This is a genomic window from Amycolatopsis sulphurea (assembly GCF_002564045.1).
In the GTDB taxonomy this organism is placed as follows: domain Bacteria; phylum Actinomycetota; class Actinomycetes; order Mycobacteriales; family Pseudonocardiaceae; genus Amycolatopsis; species Amycolatopsis sulphurea.
Genome location: NZ_PDJK01000002.1, coordinates 72,504 through 89,176, shown reverse-complemented (window position 1 = coordinate 89,176; position 16,673 = coordinate 72,504). Strand labels below are relative to the sequence as shown.

Below are 16,673 nucleotides of genomic sequence, written 5' to 3'. Positions count from 1 at the left end.
CGGGCGAACGATGTCGGCTTCCGGCGGCGCCTTCCCGCACGCCGGTTCCGGGGGTGAACGGTGTCGGCGTTCGGGGCGCGGTCGAGTGGGTGGTGCCGGTTGTTGTGGCCTGGCTTCGGGGCATGCTGGGTGTCCTCTTTGTCCCGCCCCAGCGTTCCTGGGTTTTCCCCGCCGTTTGGGTCCCCCGGTCGTGCTCTGGGTCGCCTCGCCCCCGCCGTGTTCTGAGCCGCCCCGCCTCGTCGGTTTCTGGGTCGCCCGCCCCGCCCCTCCTCGCTCCGGCTTGCCCACTCGTCACCACCCATTCCCGACGAAAACCCTTGCGCTCGAACAACTCGCCACCGCTGGCACCTCGCCGCCCGGCAGAAGCCCACCGCGTCCAGCACCGCGCCTTCCCGTCCCACCGGCAGCCACAATCCCACCTGCCCGCGCCTCCCCGAACGGCGACCACGTCACCCCATGCACACCCCACCGACAATTCCCGCCCGAACCCCGACCCACCACCGCAGCTGTCCACAACCACCCACCCTGTCCACAGATTTCCCGCCACCGCCCCGAAAGCCCGATCCCCGGCGCACAGTGGAGTGCGTGACCACCTCGACCCCACCCGGCGCCGACCGCATCGCCCTCCGCGCTCCGGACCAGATCATCGCGGCGCTCCCGTACCTGCTCGGTTTCCACCCGGCCGATTCCGTCGTCCTGCTCGGGCACCGGGTACCCGGCACCGCGGTCGGACTGATCCTGCGCGCCGACCTCCCGCCGCGGGAACTCCTTGCCGAGCAGGCAGATTCCCTCGCCTCCCGATTCCTCGGCGAAGAGCACGCCGGGGTCACCGCCGTCCTCATCGGCGGCACCCCGGACGACAACGGACCACCGCACGCGGATTTCGTCGCCGAGCTCGCCCGCGCCCTCGAAGACCACGGTCTCCGGCTGTTCCATCCACTGTGGACGGCGAGAACCGCGGCAGGCGCGCCTTGGGCGTGCTACCAGGACCCCGATTGCGGCGGAGTGCTGCCCGATCCGCAAGGCACCGTCGTCGCGGCAGCCACCACGCGGGCAGGATTCGTCGTCTACCGCGATCGTGAAGAGGTCGCGGCCCTGCTCCGTCCACGTTCGCCCCGGGCGCTCGTTCGCCGTGCCGCGCTCCTCGCGCGATCACCCGCACCCTTGTGCGATCCGGAAATCACCACTGCGCCGCCGGAACATGCGGGCCGGCAGATGCCGCACCGCGTCCTGCTCGACCTCGCGGCAGCCGAGGTCCGATCGGCATTCTTCCGCCACCGCACCAGACTCGGGCCGCCCAGTGACAGACAGGCCGTCCGGCTGGCACACGCGCTCAGTCTGAAGCCGATCCGTGATGCCTGCCTCGCCACGGCCCTCCCGGTCGGAAGCCCGCTTGCCCGCGAAGCCGAGCAGGTGTGGCTCTCCCTGGTACAGGAACTGCCCGCACCCCATCAGGCCGAAGCAGCCTGCCTGCTCACCTACGCCACATTGCTTCGTGGTGAGGGAGCGCTGGCGGGGATGGCCGTGGCCGCCGCGCTCGAAGCCGATCCCAGCAGCCTGCTGGCGCGGCTTCTGCACGCGTCCTGGAACACCGGAATCGCCCCGGAACGGTTGGGTGGGCTCGCCTCCCTCGCCACGGGCGTCGATCTGGGCTTGGCGGGGGAATCGTGAACGATCGCGTGCCCGCCGGGTCAGGAGCGCTGGCGGGCCTGGGTGAACTCCCACGCGTCGGCCACGATGCCGTCCAGGTCGGTCCGCTTCGGGGCCCAGCCGAGTTCCTCCCCGGCCTTCGCGCTCGACGCGACGAGGACCGCCGGGTCACCCGCCCGGCGGGGAGCGACCACGGCGGGGATCGCGTGCCCGGTCACCCGGCGGCAGGACTCCACGACCTCCAGCACGGAGAACCCGGTGCCGCTGCCCAGGTTGTAGATGCGGTGCGCGCCGGCGGTGGCGTGCTGCAGGGCCAGCAGGTGCGCGTCGGCGAGGTCGACCACGTGGATGTAGTCGCGGACCGCTGTCCGGTCCGGGGTGGGGTAGTCGTCCCCGTAAAGGGAGATGTGTTCGCGGTCGCCGGAGGCGACCTGGAGAACGAGGGGGATCAGATGGGTTTCGGTGGTGTGCCGTTCACCGAACGAGCCGTACGCGCCTGCCACGTTGAAGTAGCGCAGGCTCACTGCGGCCAGGCCGTGGGCGCGAGCAAAGCTGGTGATGGCGTGATCGATGGCGAGCTTCGAGGCGCCGTAGGTGTTGGTCGGCTGGGTTGGCGCCGTTTCCTGGATCGGCGACACCTCGGGCTGGCCGTACGTCGCGGCCGTCGAGGAGAACACCAGCCGCGGCGTGCCGTTGGCCTGCATGGCCTCCAGCAGCCGCAGCGAGGTGACGACGTTGCCTTCCCAGTACTTCGCCGGATCGGTCATCGACTCGCCCACGAGCGATTTGGCCGCGAAGTGCAGCACCCCGTCGAACCCTTCGCCGAGGATGTCCGCGGCCACCTCGGCGGCGTCACCCTGGACGAAGCGAGCGTTCGGGTGCACGGCGTCGGCGTGCCCGGTGGAGAGGTCGTCGACGACGGTGACCTCGTGCCCGGTTTCGATCAGCCGGGCCGCGCATACGCTGCCCACGTACCCCGCGCCGCCCGTCACGATCAGTTTCAGGGGGTTCTGCTGGTCCGACACGTCTGGGCCTTTCTGATGAGGAGCGATGACCGTGCCGCACAGTGTTCCCCGCACCGGGCGCGCCGCTTCTTCCGGGGGTTGTTCCGGCAGACACCTCGGCCCCGCCACCGTGGCGTCCGGTGGCGGGGCCGAGGAGATTGTCGGTGTGGTCAGACCTGGTCGCGGCCGGCGCCCCGGGAGGGCACCGCGGTGAACATCCGGGGACGGCGCAGATGCGCCCGGTCGTAGGCGGCCTCGACGGCGGTGCGCACCGCGGCGAGATCGTCTTCCCGGACCAGGGCGATCGCCGAACCGCCGAACCCGCCGCCGGTCATCCGCGCGCCGAGGGCGCCCGCCGACCGGGCGGAGTCGACCGCGAGGTCGAGTTCGGGCGTGGAGATGCGGTAGTCGTCGCGCATGCTCACGTGCGAGGCGTCGAGGTACGGCCCGATCTCGGCCAGCTTTCCCGCGCGCAGCAACGAGACCACGTCGAGCACGCGCTGGTTCTCGGTGACCACGTGCCGGACCAGCGGGGCGAGGTCTTCCGGCAGCCGGGCGAGGGCCTCACCCAGACCCGCGACGGTGATATCGCGCAGCGCCTTGACCCCGAGCAGGTCGGCGGCGCGCTCGGTACCGCGGCGGCGTTCGCCGTACCCGCCCCCGGCGTGCGAATGCTTGGTCCGGGTGTCCATGATCAGCACGCGGACCCCGGCCTCGGCCAGCGGGAACGGTACCTGCTCCTGCTCGCCCGAGCGGACGTCGAGGAAGAGCACGCGGGAGCCCTGGCAGCACAGCGAAGCGGTCTGGTCGAGCAGGCCGGTGGGGGCGCCGACGAAGTCGTTCTCCGAGCGCTGCACCCACCGGGCGATCTGCGGGCGGCTCGGGGTGTCCGGCGCATTGCCGTCGAGTTCCACTCCGGCCACCCCGAGCAGGGCCAGCGAGACCGCGCATTCGAGTGCGTGCGAGGAGGACAGGCCCGCGCCGGACGGCACGTCACCGGCGATGACCACGTCAGCGCCGCCGGCGTAGCCCTGATCGCGCAGCACCCAGGCGACCCCCGCGGGGTAGGCGGCCCAGCCTTCGACCGAGCCGGGCGCGAGCGTGGCGATGTCGAGCAGGCCCGAGTGCTGGAGCTGGTCGTCGTCGCCGAGCGTGGCGACGCCGAGCTTGCCGTCGTCGCGAGGGGAGGCGGCCGAGGCGAGCCGGTGGGGAAGGGCGAACGGCAGCACGAACCCGTCGTTGTAGTCGGTGTGCTCGCCGATCAGGTTCACTCGTCCCGGCGCGGACCAGACCCCGGCCGGGGGCCGCCCGTGGACGCGGTGGAACGCTGCGGCCGCGTCGGTCGCGGGGCTCACCTGGCGAGCGCCAGCACGGCATGCAGCGCGGAGGCCGAGACCTGCGCGGAACTGCCGGTGCCGGTGACCTGGATGGTCACGCTGCCCCCGCTCACCTTGCCCACCTTGACCAGCCCGCCGGGCACGATGCCGACCGACTTGAGCTCGGTGAGCAGCGATTCGTCGAGCTGTACGTGCTCGGCGATGCGGCGGATCTCCGCCTCGCCGCCGCCGGTGCGGGCCAGCTCGTCGAGCCGGACCAGATCGGACTCCGCCGGCGGTGCCGGTTCGCCGTCGCCGAGCTTGTCCAGGCCCGGGATGGGGTTGCCATAGGGCGAGGTGGTCGGGTGGTCGAGGAGCTTGACCAGCTTGCGCTCCACGGCCTCGCTCATCACGTGCTCCCAGCGGCATGCCTCGTTGTGCACGTGCTCCCACTCCAGGCCGATCACGTCGACCAGGAGGCGCTCGGCGAGGCGGTGCTTGCGCATCACGGCGATGGCCAGCTCGCGACCGTGGTCGGTGAGCTGCAGGTGCCGATCGTCCGCGACGACGACCAGGCCGTCGCGTTCCATCCTGGCCACGGTCTGGCTCACCGTCGGGCCGCTCTGCTGCAGCCGTTCCGCGATCCGGGCCCGCAGCGGGACGACACCTTCTTCCTCGAGTTCGTAGATCGTACGCAAGTACATCTCGGTGGTGTCGATGAGATCGTTCACGCCTGTCCCCTTCGTCCGCGTAGCTCATCGTAGTCGCTGGCTCCGGGTGCGATGGCACGCGTGGGGGTAACAACCCGGCCGTGCGGAAAAGTCCGGCCGCGGTGCGTGAACCTGCGCCGGACCTGCAGGATGGAGGCCATGCATGCGCTGATCTCGCCCGCCGGGCTCGCGGCCTTCCCCTGCTCTGGGCGTCCCGTCGTCCTCGACGTCCGCTGGAGGCTGGGAGGACCGCCCGGGGCCGAGTCCTACCGCGAAGGACACGTGCCCGGCGCGGTGTTCACGGACCTGGACACGGTGCTTGCCGCGCCGTCCGGCGAAGGTGGCCGGCATCCCCTCCCCGAGGCTGCCGATCTGCAGCGGGCGCTGCGGAAAGCCGGGGTGCGCACGGGACAGCCGGTGGTCGTGTACGACGACGCGGACGGGTCCGTCGCGGCCCGGGCGTGGTGGTTGCTGCGCTGGGCCGGGCACCGCGAGGTGGCAGTGCTCGACGGTGGATACGCGGCGTGGCAGGCGGAAGGGCATCCGGTGACCACCGAGATGCCGTCCCCGGAGCCGGGAAACATCGAGGTCCGGCCGGGGGCCATGCCCGTGCTGACGGCCAACGCCGCGGCCGCGCTGGCTCGCGAGGGCGTGCTGTTCGATGCGCGGGCCCACGTCCGCTACACCGGCGAGACCGAGCCGATCGACCCGCGGGCCGGACACATCCCGGGTGCGGTCAGCGCGCCGACGTCCGAGCACACCGGTGTGGACGGGCGGTGGCGCTCGCCGGGCGAACTCGCCGAGCGGTTCGCGGCGCTCGGCCTGAGCGCGGACGCCCCGGTCGGCGCCTACTGCGGTTCGGGTGTCACGGCGTCTTCGGTCGTGCTCGCGCTGGAGGTTGCCGGGCATGCCGTGCCTGCCGCGCTGTACGCGGGTTCGTGGTCGCACTGGTCACGCGATCCGGAGCGTCCGGCCGCGACCGGGTCTGATCGTGGCTGAAACCGTTGCTGCGCCGGGCATTGTGGCGGTGATCGGCCGTGCGCGTTGCCACCTGTGTTCACAGATGTGCGGCGGTACGTCCTGATCGGCGCGCCGTGCACCGGCGCGCTACTGCCAGGACAGCCACACACGACGTATCACCGCGCGACGACCAACCCCGCCGCCAGGGCCAATCACTGAATCGCCGCGGGCTGCGTCACCAGCGAGCTTGGAGCCGCAGCAGATCGCGTGCATCGACGCGGCGGCCGGGTCGAGACGATGCTCGGCGACGAGGCCCAGGGCACGGTCCGGTCGCGCTGCCGGAGCCGTCCCGGCCGGGCGTATCAGACCGTCGGCACCGGGCCGGGGCGGCGATCGGCCAGTACAGTGCGGGGCATGTCCTCGCGTGCCGTTGTCTGGGATGCCGCGCTGCTGGGGTACGACCTCGGCGGGGACCACCCGTTCAACCCCGTGCGGCTGGAGCTGACCATCCGGCTGGCCACCGAGCTGGGCGTCCTGGACGGGGTGGACTTGCTCGTGCCTTCTGCCGCCGGGGACGAGGAACTGCTGCGAGTGCACGTCCCCGAATACCTTGCCGCGGTGCGGGAGGCACCGGAGGTCGGCTGGGACGTCGGGCACGGGCTGGGCACCACGGACAACCCGGTGTTCAACGGGATGCACGAGGCGTCCGCGCTGGTCGTCGGCTCGACTTTGCTGGCCGCCCGGAAGATCGCCGACGGCGCGGCGCGGCGCGCGGTGAACATCGCGGGCGGGCTGCACCACGCGATGCGCGACCATGCCGCCGGGTTCTGTATCTACAACGACTGCGCGATCGCCATTTCCTGGCTGCTCGACCACGGTTTCGACCGCATCGCCTACGTCGACACCGACGTGCACCACGGCGACGGCGTGCAAGCCGCCTTCTACGACGACCCCCGCGTGCTGACCATGTCGCTGCACCAGCACCCGTTCACCCTCTGGCCCGGCACCGGCTACGCCGCGGAGACCGGTCGCGATGGCACCGCGGTGAATATCCCGCTGCCGCCGGGAACCCGTGACCCCGGATGGCTGCGCGCGTTCCAGGCGGTGGTGCCTTCGCTGCTGGAGCAGTTCCGTCCTCAGCTGCTCGTCACCCAATGCGGGGTCGATTCGCACGAGGAAGACCCACTCGCAGACCTATCACTTTCGGTCGACGGGCATCGCGCCATCTACTGCACCTTGCGCGACCTCGCCGAACGCTATGCGGACGGTCGCTGGCTGGCCGTCGGAGGCGGGGGCTACCAGCTGATCCGCGTCGTCCCGCGGTCGTGGACGCACCTGCTGGCCACCGTCCTCGACCGGGACGTCCCGCCGGAGACGCCGCTCCCCCCGAACTGGACCACCACGGTAGGCCGGGCCGCCCCCGCCGCGAGAATTCCCCGCGCCATGACGGACGAAAAGGACACCACCTTCAAACACTGGGGCGACGCCGCCGACGAACCGGTGGACATCGCCATTCGCGACACCCGCCGTGCCGTCTTCCCGCTGCACGGCCTGGACCCGGATGACCCGAGGGACTGACCATGCCCGACGACTCGGCCGATCCACCGGAGCACCCCGCTCACCGGGCGCCCGCCGACCCCGCTTCCGGCCCACTCGGGGCGGCCAGGTGCGACGCCGGCGCGGCCGAGGGGGCCGGCGCGAGCCGCGGGGCACACGAGGCCGGTGATCCCGGCGCTGTCGGTGATGCCGCCGCCGGTCACGATGCCGCGGAGACCGGCGGATTCGGTGAGGCCAGTGCGAGTGAAACGGGCGGAGAGGCTGAGGGGACCGTCGAGGCTGCCGCAGTCGGACCGACTAGACCGACCGAGTCGACCGGACCGACCGAGTCGACCGGACCGGGCGAGCTGGGCGGGCCGACCGGACCGGGCGAGTCGACCGAGCTGGGCGAGCCGGCTGGGGCGGCCGAGCCGACTGGACCAAGCGAGCCGAGGGGACTGGCCGGGCCGAGTGAGCCGAGCGTGCAGACTGGACCGAGTGAGCCGAGGGGGCAGACTGGACCGAGCGAGCCGAGCGGGAGGGCCGAGCCGCCCAAACCGACCGGGCCGGCTGAGCCGACCGAAACCCGCCGCGACCCCTTCGACTACCCCCGGGCCTGGGAGGCCGACGTCGTCCTGTCCGATGGGGGCACGGTGCATGTCCGGCCCATCGTGCCGAGCGATGCCGCGGGGCTGGTGGCGTTGCACGGCCGGTTGTCCGAGCGGAGCCGGTACTTCCGCTATTTCGGCGCCTACCCGCGGATTCCGGCCCGGGATCTCGAGCATTTCTCCACTGTGGACCATCACGACCGGGTCGCGTTCGTCGCGTTGCTGGGGGACGACGTGGTCGCGGTGGGGCGGTACGAGCGGCTGGATGGGGGGCCGTCGGCGGAGGTGGCGTTCCTCGTCGACGACGGGCATCAGGGGCGGGGGCTCGGGTCGATTCTGCTGGAGCATCTGGCCGCGGCGGCCTCGGAGCGCGGGGTGCGGCGGTTCGTCGCCGAGGTGCTGAGCGAGAACGCGGCGATGGTGCGGGTGTTCCGGGACGCCGGCTATCAGGTCAGCCGGGCCATCGAGGAAGGGGTGCTGCACCTCGAATTCGACATCGACCCGACGGAGGAATCGCTGGCGGTGGCGCGGGCGCGGGAGCAGGCGGCCGAGGCACGCAGTGTGCACAATTTGCTGCATCCGGCGTCGGTGGCGGTGATCGGGGCGTCCGTGGATCCGGCGAAGGTCGGGCACGTGGCGTTCGCGAACCTGCTCGTCGCGGACTTCGCGGGGACCGTCTATCCGGTCAACCCCGAACACCGGTCGGTGCGCGGGGTGCGGGCGTATCCGTCGGTGCTGGACATCCCGGATCCGGTCGATCTCGCGCTGGTCGCGGTGCCGGCGGAAGCCGTCGAAGCGGTGCTCGACGCGTGCTTCGCCAAGGGGGTCAAGACGCTGGTGATCGTGTCCGGCGGGTTCGCCGAATCCGGGCCGCTGGGACTGCACGCTGAGCTGCGGCTGGTGGGGGAGGCGCGGGCGCACGGGATGCGGGTGGTCGGGCCGAACGCGCTCGGGGTGCTCAACACCGCCCCGGGCGTCCGGCTCAACGCCACCCTCGCGCCCCGGCTGCCGAAACGCGGGCGAACGGGGTTCTTCTGCCAGTCCGGCGCGCTTGGCACGGCGATCCTCGCCGACGCGGGCGCACGCGGGCTCGGAGTGTCCACATTCGTCTCCGCGGGCAACCGCGCCGACGTGTCCGGCAACGATCTGCTGCAGTTCTGGGAGACCGATCCGGAGACCGACCTTGTGCTGCTGTACCTGGAATCGTTCGGCAACCCGCGCAAGTTCGCCCGGCTCGCGCGGAGGCTGGCACGGTCCAAGCCGATCGTCGCGGTGAAGTCCGGGCGGCACGCGGTGCGCCCGCAGCTGGCGGCGACCTCGGCCGAGGTCGACGAGGCGAGTGTGCAGGCGTTGTTCGAACACGCCGGGGTGGTCCGGGTCGAATCGCTGGCGCAGCTGTTCGACACCGCGCTGGTGTTCGCGCACCAGCCGTTGCCCGCGGGGCCGCGGATCGGCATCGTCGGCAATTCCAGTGCGATCGGGTTGCTGGCGGCGGACACCGCGCGAGCCGAGGGGCTGCGGCCTGCCTTCGAACCGGTCGACGTGGGACCCCAGGCCGGGCCGGACGAGTTCGCCGCGGCGGTCCGTGACGCGCTGGACTCGGCCGACACCGACGCGCTGATCGTGGTGTTCGCGCCGCCGGTGGCGATTCCCGGCACGGCGTACGCCCGCGCACTCAGGGAAGTCGTGCAGGCGCAGGAGCAGACGAAACCGATCGTTTCCACTTTCCTTGCCGCGGAAGGGATTCCGGACGAGCTGGCAGTGCTGTCGGAGGACGGCGTCCCGGTGCGCGGGTCGATCCCGTCCTATCCCAGCCCGGAACGCGCGGTGAACGCGCTGGCTCGCGTGGTCCGGTACGCGGCGTGGCGACAGCGTCCACAGGGCACGCTGGTGCGGCCGGCCGGGCTGCATGTCGAGCAGGCTCAGGAACTCGTGCGCGAGCTGCTGCCCGGGGACGGCACCGCGACGTTGCTGTCCGACGACGATGTGGTGCGGTTGCTCGGCTGTTACGGCGTGGACGTGGTCCCGTTCCGCGTGGTGTCCAGTGTGGACGATGCGGCCGCGGCGGCCGGGGAGCTGGGCTACCCGGTCACGCTCAAGGCGTTCGACGAGCGTTTGCGCGGACGGCCGGACCTCGCCGGGGTACGGCTGGATCTCACGTCCGAGGACTCGGTCCGGGTCGCTTACCGCAACTTGTGCGCGGTTTCCGGCGATGACGACGTGTATGTGCAGCGGATGGCGCCGAAAGGCCTGTCCTGCGTGATCGGCCTGCAGGACGACCCTTCCTTCGGCACGCTCGTGTCGTTCGGGCTTTCCGGTCTGGTCAGCACGCTGCTGGGGGATCGGGCCTACCGGGCGGTGCCGCTGACCGATGTGGACGCCGCGACGCTGATCCGGGAGCCGCGTACCTCGCCGCTGCTGACCGGGTATCGCGGTGACGAACCGGCGGATCTGGCCGCGTTGCAGGACATGGTCCTGCGGGTGGCCGCGCTCGCGGAGGACAACCCGGAGGTCCGCTCGCTCGCGCTGGACCCGATCCTCGCTTCGCCGGACGGCGCGTTCGTGGCCAACGCCCGGATGGTGCTCGGCCCGCCGCCGACGCGCCCCGACACCGGTCCGCGCCGGTTGCGGCCGATCACGCCGCCGGAGTGAGCCGGTCGGGCGTCTGGTCGTGTCGCCGGGATGGGCTGGTCGCGCTGCCGCGGGTGGGCTGGTCGCCCGACCGGGGGAGTCGCTGCCGAGCAAGCCAGTCGTCGGATCATCCAGCGCGTGGTACAGGTGAACCGGCACAGGGCGTTTCCCGGCGTGGTCGGTCGCCGAACCCGGAGCAGGCGGTGTGTTCTCTGTGGAGGGTCACCAGCCGGCCGCCGCTTGCGCGGGACGAACCAATGCCCTCGCCTCGGTGCGGAAGACCGGCCATAACACCAGACGTCCGGATCGGTCGTCCCCAGCCACAGGGCGGTATCAGCCGTCCCAGATCGGTGCCCCGGCGCGCAGGACCGTCACCGGGGCCGGTTCCGCGGCCGGCCACAGGTCCAGCACGTAGCGCAGGTGCGCGCCGAACTCGTGCTCGTGCCACCCCTCCGGCGGTTCACCCTCCACATAGGACACTCGGACCCGGTAACGGCCGGGCGGCAGCGGCAGCGGGCGGGATCGGTCCGGGTAATCGGCCGGACCGATCAGGGTCAGGGTGCCGCCGGGGACGGCCAGGTCGGCCTCGACCACGTGCTCCGCGCCGGGCAGCACCGGGGGCGGGCCGGGGTGCGCGGACACCTCGACCTCGACCAGATCGGAGCGCGCGGTCGCCACGGACAGTGCCGAGGGTTCCACCGCGATCCGGTGCGAGGTCACCGCCTCGTCGGTCCAGCCGCCGTCGCCGGGTCGCCAGGCACTGGTGTCCCGCAAGGAGAACTGCCGCAGATCCGCATGCACTACGTACCGCACCCGCCCACGCTAGCCCACCCTGTCCGAAACCGCTTTGCCGAGCGGTTTAGCGTGGAGGCATGACCACAGCTTCCGTCGACGTCGACTCCGCCCGCCGCGCATACGCGGCGCTCGTCGACCGCGGCCTCTCCCTGGACATCACCCGTGGCAAGCCCGCGCCCCGCCAGCTCGACCTCTCCGCGGAGCTGCTCAGCCTGCCCCGCGGCGAGTACCGCGCCGAGGACGGGTCGGATACCCGCAACTACGGCGGGCTCAAGGGCCTGCCCGAGCTGCGCCGGATCTTCGCGGACGCGCTGCAGGTGCCGGTGGAGCAGCTGCTCGCGGCCGGGAACTCGAGCCTGGAGCTGATGCACGACGCGGTCGCCCAGGCGATGCTGTCCACCTTGCCCGGCGGGCAGCGCCGGTGGGCCGACGAGCCGCGCGTGGCGATGCTGTGCCCGGTGCCCGGCTACGACCGGCACTTCAACCTCGCCGCCCGGTTCGGCATCGAGCTGATCCCGGTCGCGATCACCGAGACCGGCCCGGACCTGGCCGAGGTCGAGCGGCTGGCCGCGGCGGATGCCGGGATCAAGGGCATCTGGTGCGTGCCCAAGTACTCCAACCCGACCGGGGTCACCTTCTCCGGCGAGACCGTCCGCCGGCTGGCCGCGATGCCGACGGCGGCGCCGGACTTCCGGATCTTCTGGGACAACGCGTACGCGGTGCACCACCTCACCGAGGCCGAGCCCGAGCTGGCCGACCTGCTCGCGCTCTGCGCGGAGGCCGGGAACCCGGACCGCGCGTTCGTGTTCGGCTCCACCTCGAAGATCACCCTCGCCGGGGCCGGGGTCGGTTTCTTCGGCTCGTCCGAGGCGAACATCGCGTGGTGGCTCGGCCTGATCGGCAAGCGCACCATCGGCCCGGACAAGGTCAACCACCTGCGCCACGCGCTCTTCCTCTCCGACACCGAGGGCCTGCGCGCGCACATGCGCAAGCACGCGGAGATCCTGGCGCCCAAGTTCGCCGCGGTGGACCGGATCCTGACCGAGGAGCTGGGCGGCAGCGGGCTGGCCAGCTGGACCAAGCCGGCCGGCGGGTACTTCGTCTCGCTGACCGCGCCCGAGGGCACCGCGAAGGAGATCGTGCGGCTGGCCAAGGCGGCGGGGGTCGCGCTGACCCCGGCCGGGGCCACCCATCCGCACGGCGACGACCCGGCCGACTCGACCATCCGGATCGCCCCGTCGTTCCCCGAGCCTGCGGAGGTCGAGGAGGCCGTGCGCGCCCTCGCGGTCTGCCTGCGGCTCGCGGTCGCCGAGCGCGGCTGAACGGCTTCACCCGTGCCGCCGCCACCCGCTACGGTGGCGGCGGCACGATCGTTTTCGAGGGGGCGTGATGCGGGTTCTCGTCGCGGGCGGCGGTATCGCGGGCACGGTCACGGCGATGGCGCTGCAGCGCGCCGGCCACGAACCGGTGGTCTTCGAGGCACGTCCTACCGGAGGCGCGGACGCCGGCGCCTTCCTCACCGTGATGCACAACGGGATGGACGCCCTGCGGGCGATCGGCGCCGACGGTCCGGTGGTCGAATCCTCGTTCGCCGCGCTCGGGGTCGAGCTGGTCGGCCCGGACGGCGCCACGGTGAGCACCCGTCAGTTCGACACCGAGGGCCTGGCCGGTCCACGCACGCTGACCAGGGCCGCCTGCTACCGCGCGCTCCAAACCGAGGCGCAGCGCCGGGGCATTGCCTTCGAGCACGGCAGGCGGCTGGTCTCAGTGGCCTCCGGAAAGCACGGGGTGACCGCGACCTTCGCCGACGGCGTCACCGCATCCGGGGCCGTCCTGATCGGCGCGGATGGGCTGCACTCGGTGGTCCGGAAGCTGATCGACCCCGCCGCCGGATCCCCGCGGTTCACCGGGCTGACCGTTGTCTACGGCTACACCCGTGCGCAAGGTCTGCCTTCCGCGCCCGGGATTTACCGGATGATCCGCGGTACCCGCGCTGCCTTCGGCTTCACCACCGCGCCCGACGGGGCGACCTTCTGGTTCGCCCGGATCCCGGACGTCGAACGTCCCCGCGCGGAACTCGCCGCGGTCACCCCGGCCGGCTGGCGCGAGTTCGCCGGTGCGGCGTTCGCCGGAGACCCGTTGCCGTGCGCGGAGATCATCGCCGCGACCGGGGACGAAGTGTATGGCGGGCATTCCTACGATCTCCCGGAAACCCGCCGGTGGTCGACTTCGACGATGGTGCTGGCGGGGGATTCCGCGCACGCTGCGTCCCCGGCGGCGGGGCAGGGCGCTTCGATGGCCCTCGAAGACGCGGTGGTGCTCGGTATGTGCCTGCGGGACCTGCCGGACCCGGCGGCCGCGTTCGCCGTCTACGAGGGCCGCCGCCGCGCCCGGGTGGAGAAACTGGTGGCGGCGAGCGCCGGGCAGGACGTGGGCGAGGACCGTGGGTGGCTCTACGAACATCACCTCGACTGGGATTGCCGAATCAACCCGTGAGCGCGTCCGCGCGCGGTTACGATCCGCGGCATGACTCAACCCGCGCCACCAGCACCGCAGCAGCCGACGTACCAGCAGTTCCCGGTCATGCTGTCCACGATGAACGATTTGCCCGGCTTCCGGGTGGTCCGTGTGTTCGGCGAAGTGTTCGGCCTTACCGTGCGCAGCCGCAACCTGTTCTCCAACATCGGCGCCGGCTTCAAGTCGATGGCGGGCGGTGAGCTGAAGGGCCTGTCCAAGCTGCTGGCGGACTCCCGGAACGAAGCTCTCTTCCGGCTTTCGCAGGAAGCCGTGCAGCAGGGCGCCAATGCGGTGCTCGCGTTGCGCTTCGACTGCAACGAAATCGCCCAGAGCGCCAGTGAAATCGCCGCGTACGGCACGGCGGTGTACGTGGTGCCCGACGGCGCCCCGCAGCAGCCGCACCCGCCGCAGCAGGCCCCGCAGCACCAGCAGGCGCAGCAGCCCCCGGCGCAGCAGCAGTTCCAGGCCCCGCAGCAGTGACCCGGCACCGCGGCGGCAGGACCGGCCGCCGCGGTGTCCCGGCCAGGTCTGTGAAGGGCCCCTTCACAGACCTGGCCGGGAGGCACCAGGGCCGGCGTGTGTTGAGCGGCGAGCCGGGCCCTACTTCTGGTAGAGCGCCTCGATGTCGGCCGCGTAGTGCTTGCTCACCACGCCCCGCTTCAGCTTCATGCTCGGCGTGATCTCGCCGCCCGCTTCGGTGAAGTCCTTGGCCAGTACGGTGAACTTCTTGATCGCCTCGGCGTGTGAGACGTGCTTGTTGGCCTCGTCCACCGCCGCCTGGATCTCGGCGCGCAGGTCCGGGTCCTGGGCCAGGTCCGCGACGGTCGCCCCGGCGGGCTTGCCGTGCCGGCTCTTCCAGGACGGGAAGTACTCTTCGTCCACGGTCACCAGCGCGCCGATGAACGGCCGCTGATCGCCGACCACCATCGCCTGGCTGATCAGCGGCGCGGCCTTGATGCTGTCCTCGAGCCCGGACGGGGCGACGTTCTTGCCGCCCGCGGTCACGATGATCTCCTTCTTGCGGCCGGTGATCCGGAGGAAGCCCTCCTCGTCGAGCGCGCCGAGATCACCGGTGTGGAACCAGCCGTCGGTGAGGGCTTCCGCGGTGGCCGCCGGGTTGTTGTGGTACTCGCCGAAGACCACGGCGCCCTTGAGCAGGATCTCGCCGTCGTCGGCGATGCGGACCGAGGTGCCCGAGACCGGCCGCCCGACGGTGCCGACGCGGAACGCCCCGGTGGTGTTCACGTTCGCCGCCGAGGTCGTCTCGGTGAGGCCGTAGCCCTCGAACACCGGCACGCCGACGCCGCGGAAGAAGTGCGCCAGCCGCGCGCCGAGCGGGGCGCCGCCGGAGATCGCGGCGACGCACCGGCCCCCGAGCGCGGCGCGGAGCTTGCCGTACACCAGCTTGTCGAACACCAGGTGCTTCGCTCGCAGGCTGAGGCCGACGCCGCCGCGCTCCTGCGCTTCGCTGTAGGCGACCGCGGTCGCTTCGGCGGCGTCGAAGATCTTGCCCTTGCCGCTGCTGTGCGCCGTCTGCTTCGCGGTGTTGTAGACCTTCTCGAACACGCGCGGCACCGCGACCACGAACGTCGGACGGAACGTGCCCAGGTCCGGCACGAGGTTCTTGACGTCCGGCGTGTGCCCGAGGGTGACCCGCGCGGTCAGCGCGGACACGGAGATCGCGCGGGCGAGGATGTGCGCCAGCGGGAGGAAGCACAGCAACGAGTTGCCGTGCCCCAGCAGTTCGGGGAAGGCCTCCATCTCGGCGTGGATCTCGGCCAGCAGATTGCGGTGGGTGAGCACCGCGCCCTTGGGGCGCCCGGTGGTGCCCGACGTGTAGACGATGGTGGCCATGTCGTCCGCGGTCACGCCCCGGCGGCGGGTGCGCAGATCCTCGTCGGAGACCTCGGCGCCGAGCGCGGTCAGCTCGTCGACCGCGGGGGCGTCGCCTTCGATCACCCAGGTCTGCGCCAGCCCGTCGAGCCGGCCGCGCACCTGTTCCACCGAATCCCGGTGCTCGGCGGTCTCGACCACCACGGCCTTCGCCCCGGAATCGGACAGGATCCAGTGCACCTGCTCGGACGACGAGGTCTCGTAGACCGGCACGGTGACCGCGCCCGCCGCCCAGATGGCGAAGTCGATCAGCGTCCACTCGTAACGGGTCTTGGCCATCAGGCCGACCCGGTCGCCGGGCCCGATCCCGGCCGCGATCAGTCCCTTGGCCACTGCGGCGACCTGGTCGGAGAAGTCCTTCGCGGTCACGTCCAGCCAGGTGCCCTCGACCTGCCTGCGGAAGCTCACCACGTCGGAGAACCGCTCGGCGTTCGCCCAGACGACGTCGCTCAGGTTCTCGTCGCCGGTCACCGGCTTGCCGGTGGGGGCGCTGTATTCGCGCACGTGGACCTCCGTGTTCGACGCGTGCGGTTACCCGCCGGTCAACTTAGCGTGCCGGAGACCTTAAGACCATGCCGGCACGGCTGGTCGGCGGGACCGTGACATCGTGACGCGGTGACTCCCGCACCGCCTGTGCTCGACCTCGTGGACGAGACGTTCATCGCCGTGCCGCCGGGCACGCTCGCCGCCGCGTTCGCCGACCCCGCGTGCTGGCGGCGGTACTGGCCGGACCTGGTGCTCGAGGTCTACACCGACCGCGGGGACAAGGGCCTGCGCTGGACGGTCACGGGGGCGTTGATCGGTACCATGGAGATCTGGCTGGAACCCGTGCTCGACGGCACCGTGCTGCACTACTTCCTGCGCGCGACGCCCGCCGGTCCCGGCGGTGCCCCGCGTGCGTTGCGCCCACGCGAGCTGCGCCGCGAGATCGACCGGCGGGCACGCGCGTCGAAAGATGTGGCACTGGGGCTGAAGGAGATCCTCGAGGACGGGCGCGAGCCGGGTGTGCCGCCCCGGACCGGGGAGCCGGGCACCGGTGACTAGGGAGGTCTT

At 71.8% G+C, this 16,673-nt stretch carries 13 protein-coding genes; 8 read left to right on the top strand and 5 right to left on the bottom strand.

Features of this window, described 5'->3' with window-relative positions; translation table 11 throughout:
• Nucleotides 1-585: 585 nt before the first annotated feature.
• Nucleotides 586-1,671: a DUF4192 domain-containing protein gene (locus tag ATK36_RS06500; RefSeq protein WP_098510438.1), complete on the top strand. Its 1,086-nt coding sequence runs from the start codon at nucleotides 586-588 to the stop codon at nucleotides 1,669-1,671.
• 20 nt (nucleotides 1,672-1,691) lie between these two features.
• Here the strand turns inward: ATK36_RS06500 and galE are convergent, their stop codons facing one another.
• From galE to ATK36_RS06485, 3 genes are all read right to left on the bottom strand, one after another.
• Nucleotides 1,692-2,675 carry a UDP-glucose 4-epimerase GalE gene (galE, locus tag ATK36_RS06495; RefSeq protein ID WP_098510437.1) on the bottom strand — a complete coding sequence of 328 codons (984 nt, stop codon included), beginning with the start codon at nucleotides 2,673-2,675 and terminating at the stop codon, nucleotides 1,692-1,694.
• Between the two features lie 149 nt (nucleotides 2,676-2,824).
• The gene (galK, locus tag ATK36_RS06490; protein WP_098510436.1) at nucleotides 2,825-4,009 is read right to left on the bottom strand and encodes a galactokinase; all 1,185 of its coding nucleotides are present in this window, start codon (nucleotides 4,007-4,009) and stop codon (nucleotides 2,825-2,827) included.
• On the bottom strand, nucleotides 4,006-4,701 hold the full coding sequence (locus ATK36_RS06485; protein WP_098510435.1) for an iron-dependent transcriptional repressor DtxR: 696 nt from the start codon (nucleotides 4,699-4,701) through the stop codon (nucleotides 4,006-4,008). The genes galK and ATK36_RS06485 overlap by 4 nt, the downstream gene beginning before the upstream one ends.
• A gap of 138 nt (nucleotides 4,702-4,839) precedes the next feature.
• On the opposite strand from ATK36_RS06485, the gene ATK36_RS06480 reads away from it, so the two are divergent.
• The 3 genes from ATK36_RS06480 (at nucleotide 4,840) to ATK36_RS06470 (ending at nucleotide 10,436) form a co-directional block, all read left to right on the top strand.
• Complete coding sequence (locus ATK36_RS06480; RefSeq protein WP_098510434.1) at nucleotides 4,840-5,679, top strand: sulfurtransferase; 840 nt, start codon at nucleotides 4,840-4,842, stop codon at nucleotides 5,677-5,679.
• 375 nt (nucleotides 5,680-6,054) lie between these two features.
• Nucleotides 6,055-7,218 (top strand): acetoin utilization protein AcuC, encoded by a 1,164-nt coding sequence (locus ATK36_RS06475; RefSeq protein ID WP_098514688.1) that lies wholly within the window; start codon nucleotides 6,055-6,057, stop codon nucleotides 7,216-7,218.
• Between the two features lie 593 nt (nucleotides 7,219-7,811).
• Nucleotides 7,812-10,436 carry a bifunctional acetate--CoA ligase family protein/GNAT family N-acetyltransferase gene (locus ATK36_RS06470; RefSeq protein WP_098514687.1) on the top strand — a complete coding sequence of 875 codons (2,625 nt, stop codon included), beginning with the start codon at nucleotides 7,812-7,814 and terminating at the stop codon, nucleotides 10,434-10,436.
• Nucleotides 10,437-10,748: 312 nt separating this feature from the next.
• Here the strand turns inward: ATK36_RS06470 and ATK36_RS06465 are convergent, their stop codons facing one another.
• Entirely contained in the window at nucleotides 10,749-11,228 is a 480-nt protein-coding gene (locus tag ATK36_RS06465; protein WP_098510433.1) for a hypothetical protein, read from the bottom strand.
• Nucleotides 11,229-11,287: 59 nt separating this feature from the next.
• Here ATK36_RS06465 and ATK36_RS06460 point away from each other — a divergent pair, with 59 nt between their 5' ends.
• The 3 genes from ATK36_RS06460 (at nucleotide 11,288) to ATK36_RS06450 (ending at nucleotide 14,207) form a co-directional block, all read left to right on the top strand.
• Nucleotides 11,288-12,532 (top strand): aspartate aminotransferase type Ic, encoded by a 1,245-nt coding sequence (locus tag ATK36_RS06460; RefSeq protein WP_098510432.1) that lies wholly within the window; start codon nucleotides 11,288-11,290, stop codon nucleotides 12,530-12,532.
• Between the two features lie 67 nt (nucleotides 12,533-12,599).
• A complete protein-coding gene (locus ATK36_RS06455; RefSeq protein ID WP_098510431.1) occupies nucleotides 12,600-13,706 on the top strand; it encodes an FAD-dependent oxidoreductase in 1,107 nt (368 codons plus the stop codon).
• 30 nt (nucleotides 13,707-13,736) lie between these two features.
• Nucleotides 13,737-14,207 (top strand): YbjQ family protein, encoded by a 471-nt coding sequence (locus ATK36_RS06450; protein ID WP_098510430.1) that lies wholly within the window; start codon nucleotides 13,737-13,739, stop codon nucleotides 14,205-14,207.
• Between the two features lie 120 nt (nucleotides 14,208-14,327).
• Here ATK36_RS06450 and ATK36_RS06445 read toward each other — a convergent pair whose 3' ends face one another.
• Nucleotides 14,328-16,124 (bottom strand): AMP-dependent synthetase/ligase, encoded by a 1,797-nt coding sequence (locus tag ATK36_RS06445; RefSeq protein WP_098510429.1) that lies wholly within the window; start codon nucleotides 16,122-16,124, stop codon nucleotides 14,328-14,330.
• 111 nt (nucleotides 16,125-16,235) lie between these two features.
• Between ATK36_RS06445 and ATK36_RS06440 the strand changes: the two genes are divergently transcribed.
• A complete protein-coding gene (locus ATK36_RS06440) occupies nucleotides 16,236-16,664 on the top strand; it encodes a polyketide cyclase / dehydrase and lipid transport (protein ID WP_098510428.1) in 429 nt (142 codons plus the stop codon).
• The last annotated feature ends 9 nt before the right edge of the window (nucleotides 16,665-16,673 follow it).